Source organism: Bradyrhizobium sp. AZCC 2262 (assembly GCF_036924535.1).
Classification (GTDB): Bacteria; Pseudomonadota; Alphaproteobacteria; order Rhizobiales; family Xanthobacteraceae; genus Bradyrhizobium.
Map to the genome: position 1 here is coordinate 6,921,811 of NZ_JAZHRT010000001.1, position 22,029 is coordinate 6,943,839.

The window sequence follows — 22,029 nt, forward strand, 5'->3', positions numbered from 1 at the left end:
CGGGGCTTTCATTTGGCCTGGACGACCTGATGTAACTCGTTGACGAGCACGCGCATGTTCTCGCTGTAATCGACGGGTACGACGACGAGATGCACGCCGCCTTCCGTGAAAGCAGCTTCCAGCATCGTCGAGAGCTCCGAGGCCTTGCCGACGCGCGAGCCCTTGGCGCCGTATGACTTGGCATAGGAGACGAAATCAGGATTGCCAAACTCGAGGCCGAAGTCCGGAAACGCATCGACTTCCTGTTTCCAGCGGATCATGCCGTAGGCGCAGTCCTCGAGCACGAGCACGACGAGGTTCAGCTTGAGCCGCACGGCCGTCTCAAGCTCCTGCGAATTCATCATGAAGCCGCCATCGCCGCAGACGGCAAGCACGCGCCGCTCGGGGTGGATCAGCGCCGCGGCGATCGCCGAAGGAAGACCCGCACCCATGGTCGCCAGCGCGTTGTCGAGCAGCAGCGTGTTGGCGACGCTGGTGCGATAGTTGCGGGCGAACCAGATCTTGTACATGCCGTTGTCGAGGGCAACGATGCCGTCCGGCGGGATGATTTGGCGGACGTCGTGCACGATGCGCTGCGGCGTCAGAGGAAACCGGTCCTCCGTCGACCGCTCGGCGAGGTGGGCAAGGATCCCTTCCCGCAAACCCAGCAAAGCCTGACCATTGGGGAGCTTGCCTTCGAGGCGATCGGCCAGGCTTGCGAGGCTCGCGCCGACGTCGCCGACGATTTCAGCCTGCGGGAAGTAAACCTGTTCCACCGTCGCCGGCGTGGCGCCGACATGGATCACCTGCGGTCCATCATGGCCCATCAGGAAAGGCGGCTTCTCAACGGTGTCGTGGCCGATCGAAATAATCAGATCGGCCTGGTCGATCGCCTCGTGAACCCAATCCCGCTCCGACAACGCAGCCGTGCCCATATAGAGATTGGAGCCGGCATTGACCGCGCCCTTCCCCATCTGGGTGTTGAAGAAGGGAATCCCGCATCGTCGCACGAACGCCGAGAGCGGCTCCGCGAGACGCGGGCGGCTCGCCGCGGCGCCCAGCATGACGAGCGGCTTGCTGGCACCCATGATCATGGCTGCGGCGCGCTCGATGGCCGCGGCAGGCGCGACCGGAAGCTCGACGACATGCGGGGGAATGATTTCGGCCGCGGCTTCGTCGGCCGCGATATCCTCGGGCAGTTCGAGATGCACGGGCCCCGGCCGCTCCTGCTGCGCGACCCGGAAGGCGTCGCGAACCAGGGTCGGAATACTCTGTGCTGCGACGATCTGCGTCGCCATCTTGGTGAGCGGCCGCATGGTCGCGACGATGTCCACGATCTGGAAGCGAGCCTGGCGGCTGCTCCGAATCGCCTTCTGTCCCGTGATCATGACCATCGGCATCGCGCCCAGATGCGCGTAGGCCGCGGCCGTCGTCAGATTGAGCGCACCGGGACCCAGCGTCGTCAGGCAGACGCCCGCGCGCCCGGTGAGACGCCCGTAGGTGGCGGCCATGAAGCCGGCCGCCTGTTCGTGCCGGGTCAGCACCAGCTTGATCTTCGAGCGCCGCAGCGACTCCAGCACGTCGAGATTCTCCTCGCCGGGAATGGCGAAGATGTACCCGACGCCCTCGTTCTCGAGGGCCGCCACCAGCAGATCGGAGGCTTTTGTCACGCGACTGAGGCTCCGCTCGCGCCTGTTGAAGCTTTCTCCGCCCGATGCGGCAGCGTCCATTCCGGCCGAATGAAGTGACAGGTGTAGCCGTCAGGATATTTTTCCAGATAATCCTGATGCTCGGGCTCGGCTTCCCAGAACGGTCCGGCAGGGGCCACCTCGGTAACAACCTTGCCCGGCCAAAGCCCGGAAGCATCGACATCGGCGATGGTGTCTTCGGCGATCCGCTTCTGCGCGTCGCTGGTGTAGAAGATGGCCGATCGGTAGCTCGCGCCGCGGTCGTTGCCCTGGCGGTTCAGCGTCGAGGGGTCGTGGATCTGGAAAAAGAACTCCAGCAGCTTGCGATAGCTGATGGTCTGCGGATCGAAGATGATTTCAATGCCTTCAGCGTGATTGCCGTGGTTGCGATAGGTCGCATTTGGCACCTCGCCGCCGGTATAGCCGACCCTGGTTGAAATCACGCCGGGATAGCGGCGTAGCAGATCCTGCACACCCCAGAAGCAGCCACCGGCCAGGACTGCGCGTTCCGTCGAAACTGTCATGTCTATCCTCCCTGGATACACTGCGGGCGTCGTTCCTGAACTCTATCAAGGACGCATAATGAGGCCGAACAATGCAAAAGCACAAATACCAACGCACCTCGGCTCTGCGTCATGCGCCGCCGTTGCCGGCAAATGGATGCACAGGCTCGGCCTGATCAACAGCTTGATCAGCCGCAATTCCAGACCGGCCCGATCGGCGTCCGCGTCCAGCAAGGGCCGAAGCTGCCGCCATTGTAGCGACCACCGTAAAAGCCAGGCCGGCCGAAATAGTGCCAGTCGCCATCGTACCCGTAATAACTTGGGACTGGATCGATATACCAGGGGCGCCGGTTCTGGCGCGCCATGCGCGAAACCGCAGCTTTCTGCTTGTAAGCTGGAAGGCTGTTATTCGGTGGCTGCTGATAGCCCGGCAGGAAGCCGTAGCCGTGCCAGCGTGGCGCCGGCCGTTTATGAACCGGCGCGGCCGGCGCGACGACCGGAAGCAGCGACAGGACGATAGCAATCGACAGAAACAAGAGGCGCGACATAAACACACCATAGACGGCCGGCTGTTGGGACGCGATTCAAATCTCGGTGCACAGCCCAGCGCAACGGCTTCCGGTTCGCTTGCGAGGCGACCGCTTTGTGGCACTTAGCCAACATCTGCAATTTGCGGAATGGCCGCCTTGCGCCAGAAGCGGTCACCACCGCACGGTCAGCCTTTGACCGCGTGCCCGAATTCAGCGCATGATTGACGACCTGACGGGAGGAAACCATCCATGCCCAATTGCATCGTCGTCGTTCAGTTCGATCTGCCGAAGCGCTCAGAGGAGATGGCGGTGAAAGGCGGCACTTCGACCGCACCGACCTATCGCGGCCTCGCCAGCAAAGGACTGATCCGAAAGGACTACCTGAATGGTGAAAGCGGCACCGGCGGCGTTTATCTCTGGGACAGCCGTGAATCGGCGGAAGCCTGGTTTACGGAAGCGCGCATCGCTGACTTGACCGGGCGCTTCGGGGTCCGGCCTCGCCTCACCTGGTACGACACCTATGTCACCGTCGACAATCTGAAGGGCGAGACCCGCGTCAACGGCAAGGCGATTGAGGTCGTGGCCTGATCAATTTGATCGCTGTGCAAGGAAACGGATCCGATGACGATTATCGACTCCCAGGTCCACGCCTATGAGGCGAACACACCGAAGCGGCCTTGGCACAGCGTGCCGAACTGGCCCGATCACGTCACGGGTGACGAGATGGTGGCGGCGATGGACAAGGTCGGCGTCGACGGCGCGATCTTCATCTCCGCCTTTTCCTTGTACCGCTACGACGCCAGTTACGCCGTGGAAGTGCAGCGGGCCCATCCCGGCCGGCTCGCCATCGTCAAGCCGCTCGACCCTGATGATCCCGATGTGGCCGACGTTGTCGCCGACTGGAAGAAAACGCCGGGCGCGGTCGGAATCCGCGTCATGCTGCGGAAGGAGGAGAAGCGCGCGACTGATGATCCCGGCCTCGACCGGATCGCGCGCGCGGCCGTTCGTTACGACTTTCCACTCAACATCCTGTGCTGGGACAATCTGGACGCGGGCATTGCGTTCATCGATCGCCATCCCGACACACGATTCATCGTCGACCATCTGGGCATCCTGCAGCCCCGCGTGCCGCCTGCGCCGCCCGAGCCGTGGGCCAACCTCCCGAAGGTGCTGGAACTCGCCAGGCGCCCCAACGCCGTGATCAAGGTCAGCGGCGCTTGCACGCTTTCGCGGCAGCCGTATCCGTATCCCGACATCTGGGACCCGCTCGCCCGCGTATTCGATGCCTGGGGTTTTGATCGCTGCCTGTGGGGCACGGACTGGACGCGGGCGTTTGCCGTCGTCAACTACGAGCAGGCCGTCGAGCCCTTCCTGAAGACGGACCGCCTGAGCGACACCGAGCGGGCCATGCTGATGGGCTGCGCTTGCGCCAAGGCCTATGGCTGGTCACCGAAGAAGAGCTAGCAAACGCGGCAAGCGTAGCCCGGATGAGCGAAGCGATATCCGGGTCTTGTTTCCGTGTCCCGCATATCGCGGAGCCTGTCATCGCTGTGCGAGCGCAATTGCGCTCGTCGCGGGCGTGTTCGCGCGCCCCGTTGGCTCATGCGGGCTACTCGGCAAAACTCACTACGAGCGCCATTCAATGCTGGTTCAAAAGTGCGCTTGGGAACTTGCTGGGACCGAAAACAACGGGACGCGGCCACCACCCCTCATCGAGTTATGAGGCGGACGATTCAATCGCTTCGACCACGCGATGCCTGCACGAGACATTCAGCAAGCGCCGCGCGCCTTGTCATCTCGTATTAGCCACAATCGAAATTCAAGTTAAGCCTGCTACACAGGAGTTTCTTTCAACGATCGATTGATCGTTCTGATGTTGACATTTGTAGGTTGCCTATGAATGCCCTCTCAGACGTTTGCATGCGCGCTATTCTCGATGACTGGACTCGCGCAAATTCCGACAACAAACATTTCGCTTTGCGCCAAGCGCCTGCTTCTGTGTTGCAAAGTACGGCTTGAATCTTAGCCCGGGTTTTTCTGACGGGCAGTTGCGACGTTCTTGCCTCATCGCGATCGGTTGACGCGCATATCCCGGCGGCAAGAACTTTTGAATCCGTCGCGCCCACGATCACTGATCGCCGACGCGAACATTTGTATTGAATGGAGTACTCATGTCGAAAAAATGGATTTTTCTGACCTGCGTGTTGTCCCTCGGCTCGGTCGAAACTCCGCAGGCCCATCCGCTGGATTCGCGTGACATCGTTTATATCGACGGAATGCCATGTAACAGCGCTTGCCAGTCCTACATGGCCTGGTCTCGTCAAATGTTGTCCGCGTCGGGACACCCGGCACACACGCAGCTCCGGCAGCGCCCGGCGAGCGGCATGGCTCATCGCGCGACGACGGCAGGAAGGCAGGTCCGGGTGGCAAGGCAGGCCGTGCCATTGCCGCCCGCCAGGGTGGCGATGTTGCAGCCCGCAGATAGCGCCGCTGACAAGCCCGATGGACCGCCGGACAAGCGTAACGCCGAGGCCAATTTCAACACGACCAAGGTAGTACCAGAACACGTAGCGGCGGCGCCTGCGCAGCAGGCGACCGCCGCGCCGCCGGCTCCGTCGCCAGAACAGAAATCGAATAATGATGATGCCGTTGTTGCGAGCCGCTCGGAGAGCGTGCCGCCCGGCGATGTCGAGAAAGCCGCATCCGCGCCGCCTGGCAGCGTCAACGATCCGGCTACCATTCCCGCGGTTGACGCCGCCACCGATTTCAATATCCGAACGCTACGGGAGCAGGTGACCGCCGCCGCGGCGGTCCCGGCACCTGATCAGAAAGCTGACAATGGCGCCCAATCCGATCGCTCGGAAACGATTGGGCTTGGTGATACCAACAAGGCCGCATCCGCGCCGCCATATGACGTGGCAGGACTGGAGCCAACGGCTAGCGCAGCGGCCGACTCCAATGCCAGAACGATACAGCAGCAGGTGATAGCCGCCACGGTGATCGCGGAGCACGTGATGACGTTGCGCGATGCCGAAAAGGCCGCATCCGGATCACCGAGCAACGCTGACCAGTTGGTTGTTCTCCTTATCGCGCGCCCGGAAATCAATGCGATATCCGATCTAAGCGGTAAGGATATTGCGATGGATGACAGGCATTCCGCATCCCGCGACAAGGTTCGCACCGCAATCGCCGCAGCGGGGGCGGCCGAAGTCCAACTCAGCGCGGGACAAACGAGAGTGATCAATCGGTTGATCCGTGGCGAAGTGCCGGCTGCAGTTCTGGCTTTGCTGTATCCGGAAACAGGGTTTCCCGAATTCACGGGATTCAAGATCTTTCGTATCCCGCTAGTGCCTCGCTCACCGACCGCGCGACTCTAGTCAACGCGTCCCACGGAAAGGCAGTCAGGGCGTCGGCACGTGGAGCGCTGGCTGACGGCTGGCTGAGCGGAAAAATGGCGAGCAGACCGTCGCCGATGAATTTCAGTATTTCCCCGCCATGTCGCGCAACGGTGTCCCCGCCAATCAAACGCCCGCGTCCGTGGCGGGGTCGCGGCACTTATCCGATGTCCGGAAGCATGTCCCAAAGAGAACATGTCGGATAAGATCGCTGCCGGATCGAGCGAAATCGGTCCTCACAAAAACGGTCACGGAGGAACGTCATGTCCAGGTGGAAAGTATTGGCAGCGACGACCGCATTGGCTGCGATGGTGGTCGCCACGACAGTGTCGGGACCAGCCAGCGCACGCGAACTCCAGCCCCTTGCTACAGCGACGCCCGATCAGGTGGGCATGTCAGCCGAGCGCCTTGGGCGGATAACCTCGACGCTAAAGAAGGAGATTGCCGACGGCAAGTTGCCAGGGGCGGTCGTCATGGTCGCCCGCAAGGGGAAGATCGTCTATTCGGACGCCATCGGCTTCCAGGACAAGGGCGCAAATACGCCGATGAAGCCCGACTCGATTTTCCGCATCTACTCAATGACCAAGCCGCTTGTTTCGGTGGCAGCAATGTTGCTGGTCGAAGATGGCGTCATCCAACTCACCGATCCCATCTCCAAATTCCTGCCAGCCTTCAAGGACGTGCAGGTGAGCGTGGCAGCCCCAGGGCCCGATGGTAAGGCCACCTACACGAACGTACCGGCTGCGAGGCCGATCATCGTGCAGGACCTGTTGCGGCATAGCGCAGGTCTCGCCTATGCGGAGATTACCAAGAACGAGCCTGTGAAGGCGGCCTACGTCGAGGCCAAGTTCTCCCAGCCGGGCGTCCACGAGTACGACTCTCGCGGCATGACGCCAGCCGAGCAAGTCGAGCGCATCGCCAAGGCGCCCTTGATTCATCAGCCTGGTACGATGTGGGAATACAGCATGGCTGTCGATATTCTCGGCCGTGTCGTCGAGGCTGCGTCTGGCAAGCGGCTTGCCGTCTTTATGGATGAGCGGCTGTTCACGCCGCTCAAGATGGTCGACACGGGTTTTTGGGTTCCTGCGTCAAAGATGTCGCGCCTTGCTCAGCCCCTGCCGGTCGACCCGGCGTCGGGCCAGAAAGTAAGCGTACTCGATGTGTCTGCGGAGCCGGGGAACGATTCCGGCGGCGCTGGAGGCCTTTCAACCGCCAATGATTATTTGCGGTTCGGACAGATGCTAGTGAATGGTGGCGAACTCGACGGCGTGCGCGTGATGAGCCGCTCCACCATCAAACTGATGACGTCGGACCATCTCGGCACGCGTGTCGCAGCGCCATTGCAGCCGGGTGAGCTTCTGCTGGGAACGCCGGGCTATACATTCGGTCTTGGCTTTGCAGTACGCCAGAATGACGGGATTGCTGGCGTGCCCGGCTCCGCGGGCGAGTTCATGTGGGCTGGTTACGCCGGCACGTACTTCTGGGTAGATCCCAAGGAAGAGATCGTCGGTGTCTACATGACACAGGCGCCGAGCCCGATACGCGCGTATTACCGCAGGATGTTCAAGTCGCTCGTCTATCAGGCACTCGTGGACTGAAGTCATCCTGCCTGCCATCACATTCCAAAAAGCGATGCGGCGGCTTCTCGCCGCCTCGCTCTTCAATCAGCCCCCGCGCCCATCGGGCGAGAGCCTCAGCGAAGCCTCGGGCGCATCGCGCCGCGAGATCGCGCCTTCATGCCAATGCACGTTCTCCCGGCTTCCGGTATCCGAGGACGCAAATGATTGAACCAAATGATTGAACCAAAATGCCCGGGCGGAGCCCCGCCGCATTTGCGCCCGGAATGTCCCCCTACAGAAGTTTGCCTTGCCCCATCTGGCTAACGCCGCATGGTTGCGCTATCTTTTATCCAACCGGTTAAAAAGCCGGCGTTTTCAGGGAGAACAACGTGATATCCAGGAGATCAGTTTCACTCGCGGTCGCTGCGGTCGGGCTGTTTTACGCCACTGCACCCGCGCTCGCCCAGCAAAAGACCATCACCGTCTGGTTCGGCAAGGGTTTTTACAAATCCGAGGACGACGCGCTTCTGGAGGCGATCAAGAAATTCGAGGCCAAGACCGGCATCAAGGTCGAGCTGTCGCAATACGCCATCCAGGACATGATCCCGAAGACGGTGGCGGCGCTGGACTCGGGCACCGTGCCCGACGTCGCCTATGCGGACACCTATGACGTGCAGGTGCAGGGCAAGTGGGCCTATGAGGGCAAGCTCGAGGACCTCGGTGACGTCCTGACGCCGATGAAATCGGCGTTCGCGCCCAACACGCTCGAGACCGCGCTGCTCTACAATGATGTGGCCAAGAAGAAGGCGTACTACGGCTTCCCGCTGAAGCAGCAGAGCATGCACGTCCAGATCTGGCAGGACCTGCTGGAGCAGGCCGGCTTCAAGCAAAGCGACATCCCGACCAAATGGGAAGACTACTGGTCGTTCTGGTGCGACAAGGTGCAGTCGGCCAGCCGCAAGGCCACCGGCCAGCGCATCTACGCCGTCGGTCAGCCGATGGGCGTGGAATCCACCGACTCGTTCCAGTCGTTCTACACCTTCATGGACGCCTATGACGTCAAGCTGGTCGACGACGAGGGCAAGCTTCTGGTCGACGATCCCAAGGTACGCGAAAACCTGACCAAGGCGCTGAAGGATTACACCGATACCTACATCCGCGGCTGCACGCCGCCTTCCTCCACCACCTGGAAGGATCCGGACAACAACGTCGCCTTCCACAACAAGACCATCGCGATGACGCACAATTTCACGATCTCGATCGCGGCGAAATGGCTCGACGACTCCAACAATGCCGCCCTGACACCGGAACAGCGCGCGCTCGGCAAGAAGAACTACGACGAGGTCATCATCACCGCCTCGTTCCCGAACAAACCGGACGGCACCCCGATCAAGTACCGTTCGGACGTCAAGACCGGCCTGATGTTCACCTCCGCCAAGAACAAGGCCGAGGGCAAGGAGTTCATCAAGTTCCTGCTGCAGGAGGAAAACCTTCGACCCTATATCGAAGGCGCGCTCGGCCGCTGGTTCCCGGTGACGACGGCAAGCCAGCAGAGCCCGTTCTGGCAGGCTGACCGGCATCGCAAGGCGGTGTACAACCAGTTCACCGGCGGCACCACGCCGTTCGACTTCACCAAGAACTGGAAGTTCACGATCCTCAATAACGAGAACGTCTGGGCCAAGGCGATGAACCGCGTGGTGAGCGAGAAGGTGCCGGTCGACAAGGCCGTCGACGAACTGATCGCCCGCATCAAGCAGGTCGCGGGTTGAGGTAACCGATGCCGGCCGCCGCTACGTCGTCGTCCCTGCGAACGCAGGGACCCATACGCCGCGGCGGCCGTTTTAAAGGACGCTGGTCGACGGCATTGTGCAACAATGGCCCCCTGTGGTTATGGGTCCCTGCGTTCGCAGGGACGACAGGGTAGCCGCGGCCGGCATCTCGTTCCAAGGCTGCTAGAGTAAACGTATGGCAATCACGATTTCCGGCGACCACGCACTACCAGGCCCGCCGCTGTCGGCGCGGCTCACCACCCCGCAGGTCTGGGGCATCGTGCTGCTCGCGCCCTATATCCTCGTGTTTCTCGCCTTCGTGGTCTATCCCGTCGGCTATGGGCTGTGGCTGGCGCGGCATCCGGCGAGCTATGTCGCGCTCTGGCACGACCCGATCTTCGCGCGCGCCGCCGTCAACACGCTGATCTTCCTCCTGATCGGCATCAACGTCAAAATGCTGATCGCGCTGTTCTTGTCCGGCTTCTTCGCGCAGCAGCGCACCTGGATCAAATGGCTGTCGGTGCTGTTCATCCTGCCCTGGGCGGTGCCGTCGATCCCGACCATTCTCTCCGTGCGGTTCATGTTCAATCCGGAATGGGGCGTGATCAACCAGCTGATCTTCAAGTTCACCGGCGAGGACGGCCCGAACTGGCTGAACGACCCGGCGGTGGCGCTCACCATGGCGATCGGCGTGCACATCTGGAAATCGCTGCCGTTCTGGACGCTGATCCTGATGACCGGGCGGCTCGCCATCTCGCACGACCTCTATGAAGCCGCCGAGGTCGACGGCGCGAGCTGGTCGCAGAAATTCCGCTTTATCACCTGGCCGTCGATGCAGACGCTCTACGTCACCTGCACGCTGCTCTCGATGATCTGGACGCTCGGCGATTTCAACAGCGTCTATCTGCTCACCGGCGGCGGGCCTGCCGACCTCACCCACGTGCTGGCTACCCTCGGCATCCGCTATCTCAGGCTCGACCAGCTCTCGCTCGCGATGGCCTCGATCGTCTGCGCGCTGCCCTTCGTGCTGCCGCTGGTCTATTTCATGATGAAACGGTTGTCGCGATGAAGCTGCCAACACTCCGCGAAGTCGGCACCGAAACAAAACTGCTCCTGATCGGCATCCCCGTGTTCATCTGGACCATGGTGCCGATCTATCACATGTTCCTGTTCGCGATCTCGCCGAAGGAGGATGCGTTCTCGGGAAAACTCTGGCCCACGCATCCGACGCTGAATAATTTCAGCATCGTGTTCCACCAGCAGCATTACTTCCTGCGCGATTTCTGGATCCAGTTCTTCAATTCGGTAGTGATCGCGCTTTCGGCGGGCGCGCTGACCCTGGTGATCGCGACCGCGGCCGCCTTCTCGATCTCGCGGCTGCGCGTACCCGGCGGCCGTTGGGTAATGAATCTGGCGCTGTTCACCTATTTCATCCCGGCGGCGTTCCTCGCCGTGCCGATGTACCGCACCATGGGCAATTACGGCCTGCTCAACAATCACTGGTCGCTGATCCTCGCGATGGTGACGATCGCTTCCCCTTACGCAATCTGGGTGTTGAAGCAGGCTTCCGACAAGCTGCCGGTCGAACTGGATGAAGCCGCCACCATGGACGGCGCCACCACGCTGCAATTGTTCCGCCTGGTCTATGTGCCCTTGATGATGCCGTCGCTGGTGGCGATCGGCACCTACGCGATCCTGCTGGCCTGGAACGAATATCTCTACGCCTTCCTGCTGCTCTCCAAGGACACCGAGATCACGCTCCCCGTGGCGCTGGGCAATTTCCTCGCCGCCGACGATTCGCCATGGGAATTGCTGATGACCACCGGCTTCATCTACGCGCTGCCGCCGGCCGCGATCTATTACGCGTTCAAGCGCTACATGGTGGGCGGATTGACCGCGGGCGCGGTCAAGTCGTAACCCCTCGTCATTCCGGGATGGTCCGCAGGACCAGACCCGGAATCTCGAGATTCCGGGTTCGATGCTTCGCATCGCCCCGGAATGACGGGCCACTACAGCGGCGCGGCGCTCTCGCCTTGCGAGCTCGACAGTTTCGAGGCGAGCGAAGCGATGACGATCACCACCGCGATCAGCGCGATCACCATGGTGCAGATCGCGTTGATCTCGGGCTTCACGCCCAGCCGCACCTCGGAATAGATCCGGATCGGCAGCGTTGCCGAGCCCGGCCCGGTGGTGAAGCTCGCGATCACGACGTCGTCGAGCGAGAGCGTGAAGGCCAGCATCCAGCCGGCGGCGATCGCCGGAATGATCAGCGGCAGTGTTACGCGAAGAAATGCCTGCACCGGATCGCAGCCGAGATCCATCGCGGCCTCTTCGAGGCTGCGGTCGAGCGAGGCGAGGCGCGACTGCACCACCACGGTGACGAAACAGATGGTCAGCGTGGTGTGGGCGATCGTCACCGTCCAGAAGCCGCGTTCGGCGTTCAGCGCCACGAACAGCAACAGCAGCGAAAGCCCCGAGATCACCTCCGGCATCACCAGCGGCGCGTAGAGCATGCCTGACAACAGCGAACGCCCCCTGAAGCGCTCGCCGCGCACCAGCCCGACCGCCGCCAGCGTCCCGAGCAGCGTTGCGATGGTGGCGGAAACCGCGGCGACGCGAAGGCTCATCCAGGCCGCATCCAGCATCGCGCGATCGTTGAAGAACTCGTAGTACCAGCGCAGCGACCAGCCGCCCCACACCGTGACCAGCCGCGAGGCATTGAAGGAATAGATGACGAGGATCACGATCGGCAGGTACAGAAACGCCATCCCGAGCGCGAGCGCGGTGACGTTGAACGGCGAGAGGCTGTTGACCTTGCGCGCCATCAGTCCGCAGCTCCGAGCTGACGGCGCTGCAGGCGGTCGTAGAGCAGCAGCGGCGGCACCAGCAACACCAGCAACGCGACCGCGGCGGCAGCAGCGACCGGCCAATCCTTGTTGGTGAAGAATTCCAGCCACAACGTCTGCCCGATCATCATCGAACCGGAGCCGGCAAGCAGATCGGGAATCACGAACTCGCCGACGATCGGGATGAAGCACAAAAGCGCACCGGCGCCGACGCCCGGCAAGGACAGCGGAAACGTCACCAGCCAGAACGCTCGCACCGGCGACGCGCCGAGATCGCTTGCGGCTTCCAGCAGCGAGGGATCCATTTTGGCCAGCGTCGCATAGAGCGGCAGGATCATGAACGGCAGATAGGAATAGACGATGCCGATATACATCGCGGTGTCGGTCGAAAGCCATACCACCGGCGCCGACACCAGATGCAATGCGAGGAGAATCTTGTTGAGCAGGCCGTCATGCTGCAAAATATTAATCCAGGCATAGATGCGGATCAGGAACGAAGTCCAGAACGGTACGATTACCAGCATCATCGCAATCGCCTGCCAGCGTTGCGGCAGCCGCGCCATGCCATAGGCGATCGGGTAGCCGATCAACAGCAGGATCAATGTCGAGGCCACCGCGACGACGAGGCTGCGCAGGTAAGAACTGATGTAGAGATTGTCCGAGACCAGCAGCCTGAAATTATCCAGCGAGAGCTGCGCGAACGCCGCCTTGATCGCCGCCCACCCTTCGGTGAAATCGAACAGAGGCAGATAGGGCGGCTGCGCGATCGCGGTCTGCGACAGGCTGATCTTCAGCACGAAGCCGAACGGTACCAGGAAGAACAGCACCATCCACAAATAGGGCGCGATCGCGGCAAAGCGCGCCGGCTGCGCGAAGATGCGGCGCGCGCTCATCGTTCCAGCACCATGCAGTCGTCGGGCGTGAACCAGGCCACCACGCGCTGGCCCGCGCCATAGGTATCCCCGTCGATCCGCGCCGTATTGGCCATCGACGAGCGCACCACGGCGCCGGAATCGAGCTTGATCTTGTAGACGGTCGAGCCGCCGAGATAGCCGACATCGTTGACGACGCCATCGAGCCGGTTGATCGCCTGCGAATTGACCACATCCGACGCCGGGCCGCGGCGCGACAGTTTTACCTTCTCGGGGCGGATCGCGACCGTGACGACAGGCTTAGTGATCGGTTGACGCGGCTCCGCGACCACGATGGCGACGCCATCCCGGGTCGCAACTGTCAGCCGATGATGCCCGTTCGACGTGACTTCTCCCTCGAACAGGTTGACGTCGCCGACGAACTCGGCGACCCAGCGCGAGGCGGGCGCCTCGTAAAGGTCGCGCGGGGTTGCGACCTGTTCGAGCCGGCCGGCGTCCATCACGCCGATTCTGTTCGCCATCGTCATCGCCTCTTCCTGATCATGGGTGACGATGATGAAGGTCATGCCGAGACGGCGTTGCAGCTCCATCAGTTCCAGTTGCGTGCTTTCGCGCAGCTTCTTGTCGAGCGCCGCCAAAGGCTCGTCGAGCAACAGAACCTTGGGACGCCGCGCCAACGAGCGGGCCAGCGCCACGCGCTGCTTCTGGCCGCCGGAAAGCTGATCGGGCTTGCGCTTCTCCATGCCATCAAGCTTGACCAGCGCGACCATCTCGGCGACGCGGGTATCGATGGCGGCGCGCGACATCCCCGCGCGCTTCAGCCCGAACGCGATATTGTCCCGCACGTTGAGATGCGGAAACAGCGCGTAATTCTGGAACATCATGTTGACCGGCCGCTCGTGCGGCAGCACCGGCGCGATGTCGCGGCCGCCGAGCAGGATGCGGCCCTCGTCCGGCGTCTCGAAGCCGGCAAGCATCCGCAGCAGCGTGGTCTTGCCGCAGCCGCTCGGGCCCAGGAGCGCAAAGAACTCGCCCGCGGCGATGTCGAGCGAGAGCCGGTCCACCGCGCGGAAGGTGCCGAATTTCTTGGAGACCCCCTCGATGCGGAGCAGCGGCACGTCGGCAGCCGCCTCGGTCGGCGGTGCGGGCCTCGCCGGCGGTGCAGGCATATCGGTTTTCGGTGCGTCGATTTCCGGCGATTCCTCGGTCATGCCACCTGCCAGCCCCGTCGTGGCTGCACGCTAGCGGCGGATCGGCTTCCGCTCAACGCCTCGCAACGCGTGAGCCACAATATTATGGATGCCGCCACTCACCGCTCTGGTAAGGTTCGAAGCCGCCAGAAAGCCCGCCTTTGCGCGCGGCAAGAAAGTTCGCGGAGGAACATGATGATCGTTCGCAATCTGCCGGCCGTCACGGCGATCTCTTGCCTGCTCGCCGGCCCGGCCGCCGCCCAGGAAGCGCTCGTGACCTACAAGTCGCTGAGCCCCGAACTGGCGCAGGATCTGGCACGCGCAACATTGGCGGATTGCCGGAAGCGCGGCTTTCAGGTGACGGTCGCCGTCGTCGACCGCTTCGGCGTCATGCAGGTCCTGCTGCGTGACCGCTTTGCCGGCCCCCACACGGTTTCGACCGCTTCGGGCAAAGCGTGGACCGCGGCCAGCTTTCGCACCAGTACGACCGAGCTCAACGCCATCAGCCAGCCCGGGATGATGCAGGCCGGAATCCGCAGCCTGCCCGGTGCCGTCATCGTCGGCGGCGGGTTGACGGTCGAAGCCGGCGGCTCGTTGCTGGGCGCCGTCGGCGTGTCCGGGGCTCCCGGCGGCGACGCGGACGAAGCCTGCGCCAAGGCGGGCATCGACGCCGTACGCGACAAGCTCGATTTCTAGACTCGCGTTTGCATCGAAGACGTAATGTACAGCTTCACCCTTACTGCCGCCGGATCACCCCTCGCGGCTGACCCGGTCGTATAGCTTCGCCGCGTTATCCCAATTGATGGCCTCCATGAAGGCATCGACATAGGCTCCCGCCTTGGCACCATAATCCATGTGATAGGCGTGTTCGTACATGTCGAGCGCAATCACCGGCCGGCCACCGGCGACGGCATTCGTGTGATCGGCCGCCCATTGATTGACCAGTCGCTTGTCGTGAGGCGAATAAGACAGCAGCACCCAACCGGAACCGCCACCTTCCGCCTTGCCCATCGCGGAGAATTCCGCGCGCCAGCGATCGACGCTGCCGAAATCGCGCGCAATCGCGTCTCCCAGTGAGCCTCGCGCAGCACCGCCGCCACCGAGACTGTCGAAATAGGCCTCGTGCAAAATCATTGAGTTCATCGCGACCAGTTCTTCGCGCTTGAGGCCATTGATCAGAAAATTCGGCGCCTTGGCAAAGTCTAGCTCCATCAGTTGAGCAGCGATGGCGTTCAAGCGCTTCACCGCGCCGACATAATTGTTCTCATAGTGGCTTATGAGAATTTTCTCGGAAATTCCCTTCACCGATTTCGGATCGAGCGAGAACGGCTTGATCTCATAGGCCATGCGCTTTGCTCCTGGTTGCTGCGCGGTCTCTGCATTCGCGGATCGTTGACCGAGCGTCGAAGCCGCCGCGATCCCGGCCACCAGCCCAGCGCTCTTGATGAAGTCCCGACGTTCCATGTTCTTTCTCCGGGTTTGCCCTGCCCCCAGTTTCGTCGCAGCGTTTCATCGCGGCTCCGATGCGCAGAGCGCATCGTGGTCACGACGGAGCGAGAAAAAGCGTGTAATGAGATCGGATTGGCGGCTGACACACTGCGTCCCTGGATGGTTTTCAAAACCGGACGCGATTCTTCGGCATGTCGCCTCGTGGGGAGATCGCTTCCCCATGGCAAGGATGACACCAGCAGGGGCCTGCCTTGTCAATCTCGCTCGCTGTAACAATCAGGCGACGGAACCCTGAACTAGTATCTTGGCCGATGATCGACCACCCATTGGCGCGCGTGTTCGACGGGCCTTCCGACGTGAGGCATCACCATCGCGCGCGCACGGCAATGACGCTCGGCAACGCCTCCATGGCCGCACGCAGCGATGCGTGGCTTGCTGCGCAGCATCTGCTGTCCTTCCGGCGTGAGGCTGAGGCTCGTCATCGTCGGTAACATGAAGAAGTCGGCGAGCGTTGGCCGGTCATTGACCAGGAATTTCCGGCCGGGATCAAGGTCATTTTCCATGACGTCGAGGCCGAGCGTGATCTTCGGCAGCGCAGCGGCGACGACCTTTTCATCCGGCGCGATGCCGAGAACCGGATAGATCAAACGCTCATGGCTAAGATGGTAGGCGATGTAGGGATAATAATAATTGTTCAACGCGCTGATCCACCGGTTCATCCGCGCCCGCTCTCGCGGGTCGTCGGGCTGAAGCTGCGGGCCATCGAACGCCTGATCGACATAGGTGGCGATTGCGGAGGTTTCGTAGAGCACGAACCCGTCGTGGTCGAGAATCGGGACGCGGTTGAACGGATGCAGCGCGAGATGACGTGGGCTGCCCATCTCCAGCTCCAGATCGCAGAACGTGAACGACACGCCTTTCTCGGTCAGCACGAGCCGGACGATGTTCACGAAGGTACTGACCGGAAAGCCGTAAACAGTGACGTTGCCCACAGGACGCTCCCTCAACGCCAGAACGGCTTTTCCGCTTCGCGCATTGCCTCCTCCCGGGACACGCCGATGTCCTTGAGAAGATAATCGTTTAGCTCGGCCAGTTCGCCGAGTTGCCTTCGCTGCCGGCTTCGGTCGATCCAGAATTCCAGCGTGCGCAACCAACTGCTAGCCGAACTTGATGAGACAGATTGTTGACGAAGGGCCCGCATGCCGGCGGGTTCGCGCGGCAAGGTCAGTCCTTGCGGAGAATAATTTGACATGACAAGGCTCCAGAATGCGCCGGGACATTTGCGGAGTCCCGGCGGGAAGCCGGATAAATAGAGCCAGGCAAGGCTTGCGCGCAAAGCATCGTTTCTCTAGCCTGACCGAGTTTTTCTCATGAAGGTCAGGTCATGCTTCGCCGCCTGCCGCCGTTGAATGCGCTCAAGGCCTTCGAGGCCGCCGCGCGGCATGAGAGCTTCACCCGCGCCGCCGAAGAACTATGCGTCACACAGGGCGCGGTCAGCCATCAGGTCAAGGCACTGGAACTGGAGCTCGGCATCAAACTGTTCAATCGCGAACGCCAGCGCCTGGTCATCACCGGAGCCGGCCGCGACTACCTCACGGTCGTGCGCGATGCACTGGACCGCATCGCCGTCGGCACGGAGCGCCTGATGCAACGCCAGAGTTCCGGTGTTCTGACGGTCAGTACTTCGCCGGATTTCGCCGCCAAGTGGCTGGTACACCGACTCGGTCGCTTTTCCGAATCCCATCCCGAAATCGATCTGCGAATTTCGGCGACCATGCACCATGTCGACTTCGCGCGAGAGGATGTCGATCTTGCAGTCCGGCACGGCGACGGCAACTGGCCCGGGCACGATGTGATACGACTGTCTCCCGAGCAATTATTCGTTGTCTGTAGTCCCAAGCTCCTTGCGGGGCGTCACCGTCTGGTCCGGCCTTCGGATGTCCTGAAGTTTCCCCTGCTCCACCTCGACGATCGCAAGGCGTGGACAAGGTGGCTCGAAGTTGCCGGCGTTGCGGACGCCGAGCCTTCACAAGGGCCGGTGTTGAACCGCGCCAGCATGGTTATCGACGCCGCGGTCGACGGCCAGGGAGTAGCACTCGCGCGCACCACGCTTGCAGCGTGGGACCTCATCTGCGGGCGCCTCGTTCGGCCGTTCAAGGATGCAAGTCGGCTTTCCAGGACTTACTGGATCGTCTGCCCGAAGGCGACATCTGACCTTCCCAAGATCAAGCTGTTTCAGGATTGGTTGCTGGCCGAAGCGGCGCATGATCATCGGCATTTGCAAAAGCTGGGACCGAAAGCGGCCTGACTGCCGTACCAGATACCTGCCCTCGTACAACGGAACAAGAACAATGAACCGGGACAGATACGATCTTCCGCTGACCACCGCCTCGGAACGCGCGGCGGCGCATTATCGCGACGGCGTGGACTGCATGCTGTCGGCCTGGCACGGCGCCGAGGACGCCTTCGACAAGGCGATCGCAGAAGATCCGGGCTTTGCGCTGGCGCATATCGGTCGCGCCCGGCTGCATCAACTCAACATGGAGGGCGGCAAGGCGCGCGCCATGGCAGCGCAGGCCCGTGAACTGGCCGCCGGCGCGAGCCAGCGCGAAAAAAGCCATGTCGAGATCATGGCCGCCGTGATCGAGAGCAGGCCGAAAGTCGCCGTGACCGGCGCCGAGGCGCATCTCGAAGAGTATCCGCGCGACGCGCAGGTGCTGTCGATCCTGCTCGGCGCGTTCGGCCTCTATGCGTTCTCGGGCCGTCCTGACCACGACGACGCCAAGCTCGCGATCTGCGAACGCCACGCCCGGCACTACGGCGAGGACTGGTGGTTTGTCAGTTACCTCGGCTGGTCGCACACCGAGGCGGGAAACCTCTCCACCGGCCGGACATTGTCCGAACGCGCGATGGCGTTGCGTTCGGCCAACGCCAACGCCGCGCATGGCCTCTCGCACGCGATGTTCGAGCAGGGCGACATGGCGGTGGGCCGAACATTTCTCGCGCAATGGATGCCTTCGCATGACCGCAAGAGTTTTCTGCATGGGCATCTTGCCTGGCACGTCGCGCTGACCCACCTCGACGACGGCGACCTTGATGGTGCGCTTGCGATCTACGAACAACATATCAAGCCGGCAGGCCGGCCCTATCCGCCGCTGAACATCTTCACTGACGGCGCCTCGCTGTTGTGGCGATTGTCGCTGGCCGGCAAGGCCGGGCTGGAGCCGCATTGGCGGGACGTTGCGGCCTATGGCGAGAAATACTTTCCGCAAGCGGGCGCGCATTTTGCCGACGTTCATTTTGCGCTGGCTACGGCGATGACCGGCAGCGATGCGCTGGATACGCGATTGGCGCAACTCGAAGCGCGCGCGGCCGACGGCAAGTTGGCGCCGGGTGGCTGCGCGATCGACCTCTGTCGCGGTATCCGGGCGTTTGCGGCAGGCGACAATGACGATGCGGTCCGCCTGCTCGAGCCAGCGATTTCCGAACTGACGCGGATCGGCGGCAGCCACGCCCAGCGCCAGTTATGGGAAGACACGCTGATCGTCGCCTGTATGCGCGCCGGTCACGGCGACAAGGCCGCCCGGCGCATCTCGGCGCGGCTCGACTGCAGGCCTTCGGCGCGCGACGAGGCCTGGTCGCGGCAGGCGCAGCGAAACTGAAGTCGTCCGTGGGATCAGCTACGGCGCTCGACGGCAAACACCTCAATCGCCGCCGCGCGGCCACGCAAGCGTGCCTCCCCCAGCGGTTCGACCGCGAAAGCCGGCTTGAGCTTCATGTGGCGCAACAGGTCGGAAGACACCAGCAAGTTCCGGCCAACTTCCTTGCAATGCTCCTGCAGCCGCGCCGTCACGTTCACGGTGTCGCCGAAATAGGCAAGCTGGCGGCGTGAACTGCCGCATTCGCTGATCGCCACGTGACCGGCATGCAGGCCAGCCCGGAAACCCGGTACCATGCCGAACTCCTGCCTGTATGAGGCCGCTTGCTCCGCGATGCTGTCGGCAATGGCAAAGAAGCAGTCGATGCAGCGTCCCCCCGACATCCTGCCATCGAGCGGCCACGTCACGATCACCTCATCGCCGACATAGGCATGAACTTCGCCACCATGCGCGACAATCGCGTCGTCGATGTCGAAGAAGAACCGGGTGAGCAGAGCTTGCACGCGAAGCTCGCCCATCGACTCGGCAAGGGAGGTGGAGCTCGCGAGATCGAGAAACATCAGCACGCGTTCTTCCCGCACCGGCGTTCGATATCGGCCAAGCGCCACATTGAACAGCACGCGGCTGCCGACCAGTCGTGTCAATTCGAAGACTGACAAGACGAGCAGGGATAAGAAGAAGCTAATCGCAACGATGCCGGGAAACTGTTCGATCAACCACTTCTTCTCGATCCATTGCCAGTACAGCGTCACCTGCAAGACCAGTATCGCGTTCGCGACGACGATAGCCATGGTCGCAGAGCGCACCGCCAGATCCATCATCAGCGGCCATTTGCTGACCCACGCGCTTTGTCGCGACGTGAAGTAGAGATGAACGCCCCAGGCGGCCAACGTTACGCCCATCCCATGCAAGCTGCTCCGGAGATAGTACGGAAGCGTCGCTTCGATCGGGTCATCAATGAAATAGCGATAGGCTATTCCGCCGAGCAGGCCGACAATCGCGAGGCAAACAGTTGGCCTGATCACGCGTCGCATGTCCGATCCAATCTTCACACGGGCGCCACCATGAACGCCGCCAGCGCCGCGCGGTCCGAGGGCTGCATGGTCAGTCCGAGCTTGGTACGCCGCCACAGGATATCATCCGGAAAGCGCGCCCATTCCTTTTGCATGAGATAGCGCACTTCGGTGCCCGTCAATTCCGGCCCAAAGGCCGGGCCGAGGTCGCCGCGCTCCCTGGCATCCCCGAGGATCGCCTTGGCGTTCGACCCGTAGGCGGCGACCAGACGCCTCGCTTGCTCTTCACCGAGAAACCGCCAGCGGTCGCGTACCTCATCGACCTCGCTATCAAAACGGTCCCAGGCAAAATCGCCACCCGGCAGCGGTGCCTTCGCGGTCCAGCGCGCCGACATCGGATAGAACGGCGTCAGCTTCGATACCGCCCGCTCCGCGCCCAGCCGCGACGTGGTGACGTCGCCGCCGCAAACCGTGATCAGCGGCGCCTTGCCGCGCCCGTAGTCGAGTGTCATCGCCCCGTCACGCGGCGACAGCCTGCCTGCGGGGTTCATCACCATGTTGGCGCCCGAAAGCGTGCGCACCACATCGACCGTCTCGATCCGCTCGCGGAAATAACGGTTCGCCGCATCGCAGAGATAGGCGACGTCGTTCGCCGCCATCGCGACGATGGCAGGATCGCCCTTGAAGGCATGGCCGGCGGTGCCGATCAGGGTAAAATCGCGCTCATAGGGACTTGCAAAAATCAGACGTCCGTCGCTGTTCTGGAACACATAGACGTTGTCGCTGTCGAACAGGCGGCGGACGACGATCTGGTCCATCTGCATGGCGGCCACCTTCGGCGGCGGCACGCGCAACACCGTCTCGGCGACGGACGGCGTCCAGGCGCCGGCGGCGTTGGCGACCGCCCGTGCCGTGACGATCTGCCGAAAGCCGCGATCGATCGTCACCAGCCGCCATTCCCTGCCGCGTTCGGCCCGGGTGCAGCGCGCGCCAGTGCGGATCACCGCGCCGCGCGCGGCGGCATCGGCGGCGGTGAGAACCACCAGCCGGGAATCATCGACGACACAGTCGGAGTACTCAAAGGCGGTGCCGAACGGCCGTTTCAGCGCGTTGCCGACCGGGTGATGGGTGACGTCGACGGTCGCCGAGGCCGGCAGACCGTTGCGCGAGGACAGCCGGTCGTACAACAGGAGCCATGAACGCAACTGCCAGGCCGGGCGTTCGTCGGAATGGGCTGGGATAGCAAAGCGCATCGGGCGCACCAGATGCGGCGCGATCCTGAGCCAGACGTCGCGCTCGGCAAGCGCCGAACGGACGCGAAGAAAATGCCGGCGCTCCAGATCAGCCAGATCGCCGTGGATCAGCCGCGGCGAGGCCGAGGAGGCGCCCGCGCCGAGATCGCCCTGCTCCAGCAGGATGACGCGCAGGCCGCGTCCAGCGGCGTCGCGCGCGATGCTGACGCCGTTCAATCCGCCGCCAATGATCGCGAGATCGTAGTCCGCCATACACGCAAGGTGACTGTAGAGAAGCTGACTTCACTACACTAGGTCATGATGGCCAAAAGTGGATGTCGCTCC

21 protein-coding genes are annotated in these 22,029 nt (G+C 62.5%); 10 read left to right on the plus strand and 11 right to left on the minus strand.

The genetic code is table 11. From position 1 onward, the window contains the following. Window positions 1-8 precede the first annotated feature (8 nt). The 3 genes from V1283_RS32445 to V1283_RS32455 all read right to left on the minus strand — a co-directional run bounded on the left by V1283_RS32445 (window position 9) and on the right by V1283_RS32455 (window position 2,718). Complete coding sequence (locus V1283_RS32445; RefSeq protein ID WP_334390694.1) at window positions 9-1,649, minus strand: acetolactate synthase large subunit; 1,641 nt, start codon at window positions 1,647-1,649, stop codon at window positions 9-11. Next, window positions 1,646-2,191, minus strand: a complete 546-nt coding sequence (gene msrA / locus V1283_RS32450) for a peptide-methionine (S)-S-oxide reductase MsrA (RefSeq protein WP_334390695.1) — start codon at window positions 2,189-2,191, stop codon at window positions 1,646-1,648. Before msrA ends, V1283_RS32445 begins: the two co-directional genes overlap by 4 nt. Window positions 2,192-2,358: 167 nt before the next feature. Further along, a complete protein-coding gene (locus V1283_RS32455; RefSeq protein ID WP_334390696.1) occupies window positions 2,359-2,718 on the minus strand; it encodes a hypothetical protein in 360 nt (119 codons plus the stop codon). Between the two features lie 231 nt (window positions 2,719-2,949). On the opposite strand from V1283_RS32455, the gene V1283_RS32460 reads away from it, so the two are divergent. From V1283_RS32460 to V1283_RS32490, 7 genes are all read left to right on the plus strand, one after another. Further along, window positions 2,950-3,288, plus strand: a complete 339-nt coding sequence (locus tag V1283_RS32460) for a monooxygenase (protein ID WP_334390697.1) — start codon at window positions 2,950-2,952, stop codon at window positions 3,286-3,288. Window positions 3,289-3,321: 33 nt separating this feature from the next. Further along, a complete protein-coding gene (locus V1283_RS32465; protein ID WP_334390698.1) occupies window positions 3,322-4,164 on the plus strand; it encodes an amidohydrolase family protein in 843 nt (280 codons plus the stop codon). A gap of 1,208 nt (window positions 4,165-5,372) precedes the next feature. Continuing rightward, window positions 5,373-6,077, plus strand: coding sequence for a hypothetical protein (locus V1283_RS32470; RefSeq protein ID WP_334390699.1), 705 nt, complete (start codon window positions 5,373-5,375; stop codon window positions 6,075-6,077). A gap of 326 nt (window positions 6,078-6,403) precedes the next feature. Then, on the plus strand, window positions 6,404-7,693 hold the full coding sequence (locus V1283_RS32475) for a serine hydrolase domain-containing protein (RefSeq protein ID WP_334393257.1): 1,290 nt from the start codon (window positions 6,404-6,406) through the stop codon (window positions 7,691-7,693). Window positions 7,694-8,043: 350 nt separating this feature from the next. After that, on the plus strand, window positions 8,044-9,423 hold the full coding sequence (locus V1283_RS32480; RefSeq protein WP_442895795.1) for an ABC transporter substrate-binding protein: 1,380 nt from the start codon (window positions 8,044-8,046) through the stop codon (window positions 9,421-9,423). Between the two features lie 196 nt (window positions 9,424-9,619). After that, window positions 9,620-10,492, plus strand: coding sequence for a carbohydrate ABC transporter permease (locus V1283_RS32485; RefSeq protein ID WP_334390700.1), 873 nt, complete (start codon window positions 9,620-9,622; stop codon window positions 10,490-10,492). Next, window positions 10,489-11,340 carry a carbohydrate ABC transporter permease gene (locus V1283_RS32490; protein ID WP_334390701.1) on the plus strand — a complete coding sequence of 284 codons (852 nt, stop codon included), beginning with the start codon at window positions 10,489-10,491 and terminating at the stop codon, window positions 11,338-11,340. The genes V1283_RS32485 and V1283_RS32490 overlap by 4 nt, the downstream gene beginning before the upstream one ends. 92 nt (window positions 11,341-11,432) lie before the next feature. Here V1283_RS32490 and V1283_RS32495 read toward each other — a convergent pair whose 3' ends face one another. Genes V1283_RS32495 through V1283_RS32505 form a run of 3 tightly spaced genes read right to left on the minus strand, consistent with a single transcriptional unit; the run spans window position 11,433 to window position 14,352 of the window. Then, a complete protein-coding gene (locus V1283_RS32495) occupies window positions 11,433-12,248 on the minus strand; it encodes an ABC transporter permease (RefSeq protein WP_334390702.1) in 816 nt (271 codons plus the stop codon). Continuing rightward, window positions 12,248-13,162 carry an ABC transporter permease gene (locus tag V1283_RS32500; RefSeq protein WP_334390703.1) on the minus strand — a complete coding sequence of 305 codons (915 nt, stop codon included), beginning with the start codon at window positions 13,160-13,162 and terminating at the stop codon, window positions 12,248-12,250. Before V1283_RS32500 ends, V1283_RS32495 begins: the two co-directional genes overlap by 1 nt. Continuing rightward, window positions 13,159-14,352, minus strand: coding sequence for an ABC transporter ATP-binding protein (locus V1283_RS32505; RefSeq protein ID WP_442895796.1), 1,194 nt, complete (start codon window positions 14,350-14,352; stop codon window positions 13,159-13,161). The genes V1283_RS32500 and V1283_RS32505 overlap by 4 nt, the downstream gene beginning before the upstream one ends. A gap of 174 nt (window positions 14,353-14,526) precedes the next feature. Between V1283_RS32505 and V1283_RS32510 the strand changes: the two genes are divergently transcribed. Further along, the gene (locus V1283_RS32510) at window positions 14,527-15,027 is read left to right on the plus strand and encodes a GlcG/HbpS family heme-binding protein (protein ID WP_334390704.1); all 501 of its coding nucleotides are present in this window, start codon (window positions 14,527-14,529) and stop codon (window positions 15,025-15,027) included. Window positions 15,028-15,081: 54 nt separating this feature from the next. Here the strand turns inward: V1283_RS32510 and V1283_RS32515 are convergent, their stop codons facing one another. From V1283_RS32515 to V1283_RS32525, 3 genes are all read right to left on the minus strand, one after another. Continuing rightward, window positions 15,082-15,678 carry a superoxide dismutase gene (locus V1283_RS32515; protein WP_334393260.1) on the minus strand — a complete coding sequence of 199 codons (597 nt, stop codon included), beginning with the start codon at window positions 15,676-15,678 and terminating at the stop codon, window positions 15,082-15,084. Window positions 15,679-16,076: 398 nt separating this feature from the next. Continuing rightward, window positions 16,077-16,772: a glutathione S-transferase family protein gene (locus tag V1283_RS32520; protein ID WP_334390705.1), complete on the minus strand. Its 696-nt coding sequence runs from the start codon at window positions 16,770-16,772 to the stop codon at window positions 16,077-16,079. Window positions 16,773-16,783: 11 nt separating this feature from the next. Beyond that, window positions 16,784-17,032, minus strand: a complete 249-nt coding sequence (locus V1283_RS32525) for a DUF1127 domain-containing protein (protein ID WP_334390706.1) — start codon at window positions 17,030-17,032, stop codon at window positions 16,784-16,786. Between the two features lie 132 nt (window positions 17,033-17,164). Between V1283_RS32525 and V1283_RS32530 the strand changes: the two genes are divergently transcribed. Then, window positions 17,165-18,088: a transcriptional regulator GcvA gene (locus V1283_RS32530; RefSeq protein WP_334390707.1), complete on the plus strand. Its 924-nt coding sequence runs from the start codon at window positions 17,165-17,167 to the stop codon at window positions 18,086-18,088. A gap of 43 nt (window positions 18,089-18,131) precedes the next feature. Beyond that, window positions 18,132-19,442 (plus strand): tetratricopeptide repeat protein, encoded by a 1,311-nt coding sequence (locus V1283_RS32535; protein WP_334390708.1) that lies wholly within the window; start codon window positions 18,132-18,134, stop codon window positions 19,440-19,442. A 14-nt stretch (window positions 19,443-19,456) separates the two neighbouring features. Here the strand turns inward: V1283_RS32535 and V1283_RS32540 are convergent, their stop codons facing one another. After that, complete coding sequence (locus V1283_RS32540; protein WP_334390709.1) at window positions 19,457-20,257, minus strand: adenylate/guanylate cyclase domain-containing protein; 801 nt, start codon at window positions 20,255-20,257, stop codon at window positions 19,457-19,459. Between the two features lie 230 nt (window positions 20,258-20,487). Beyond that, the gene (locus V1283_RS32545; protein ID WP_334390710.1) at window positions 20,488-21,957 is read right to left on the minus strand and encodes a glycerol-3-phosphate dehydrogenase; all 1,470 of its coding nucleotides are present in this window, start codon (window positions 21,955-21,957) and stop codon (window positions 20,488-20,490) included. Between the last annotated feature and the right edge of the window lie 72 nt (window positions 21,958-22,029).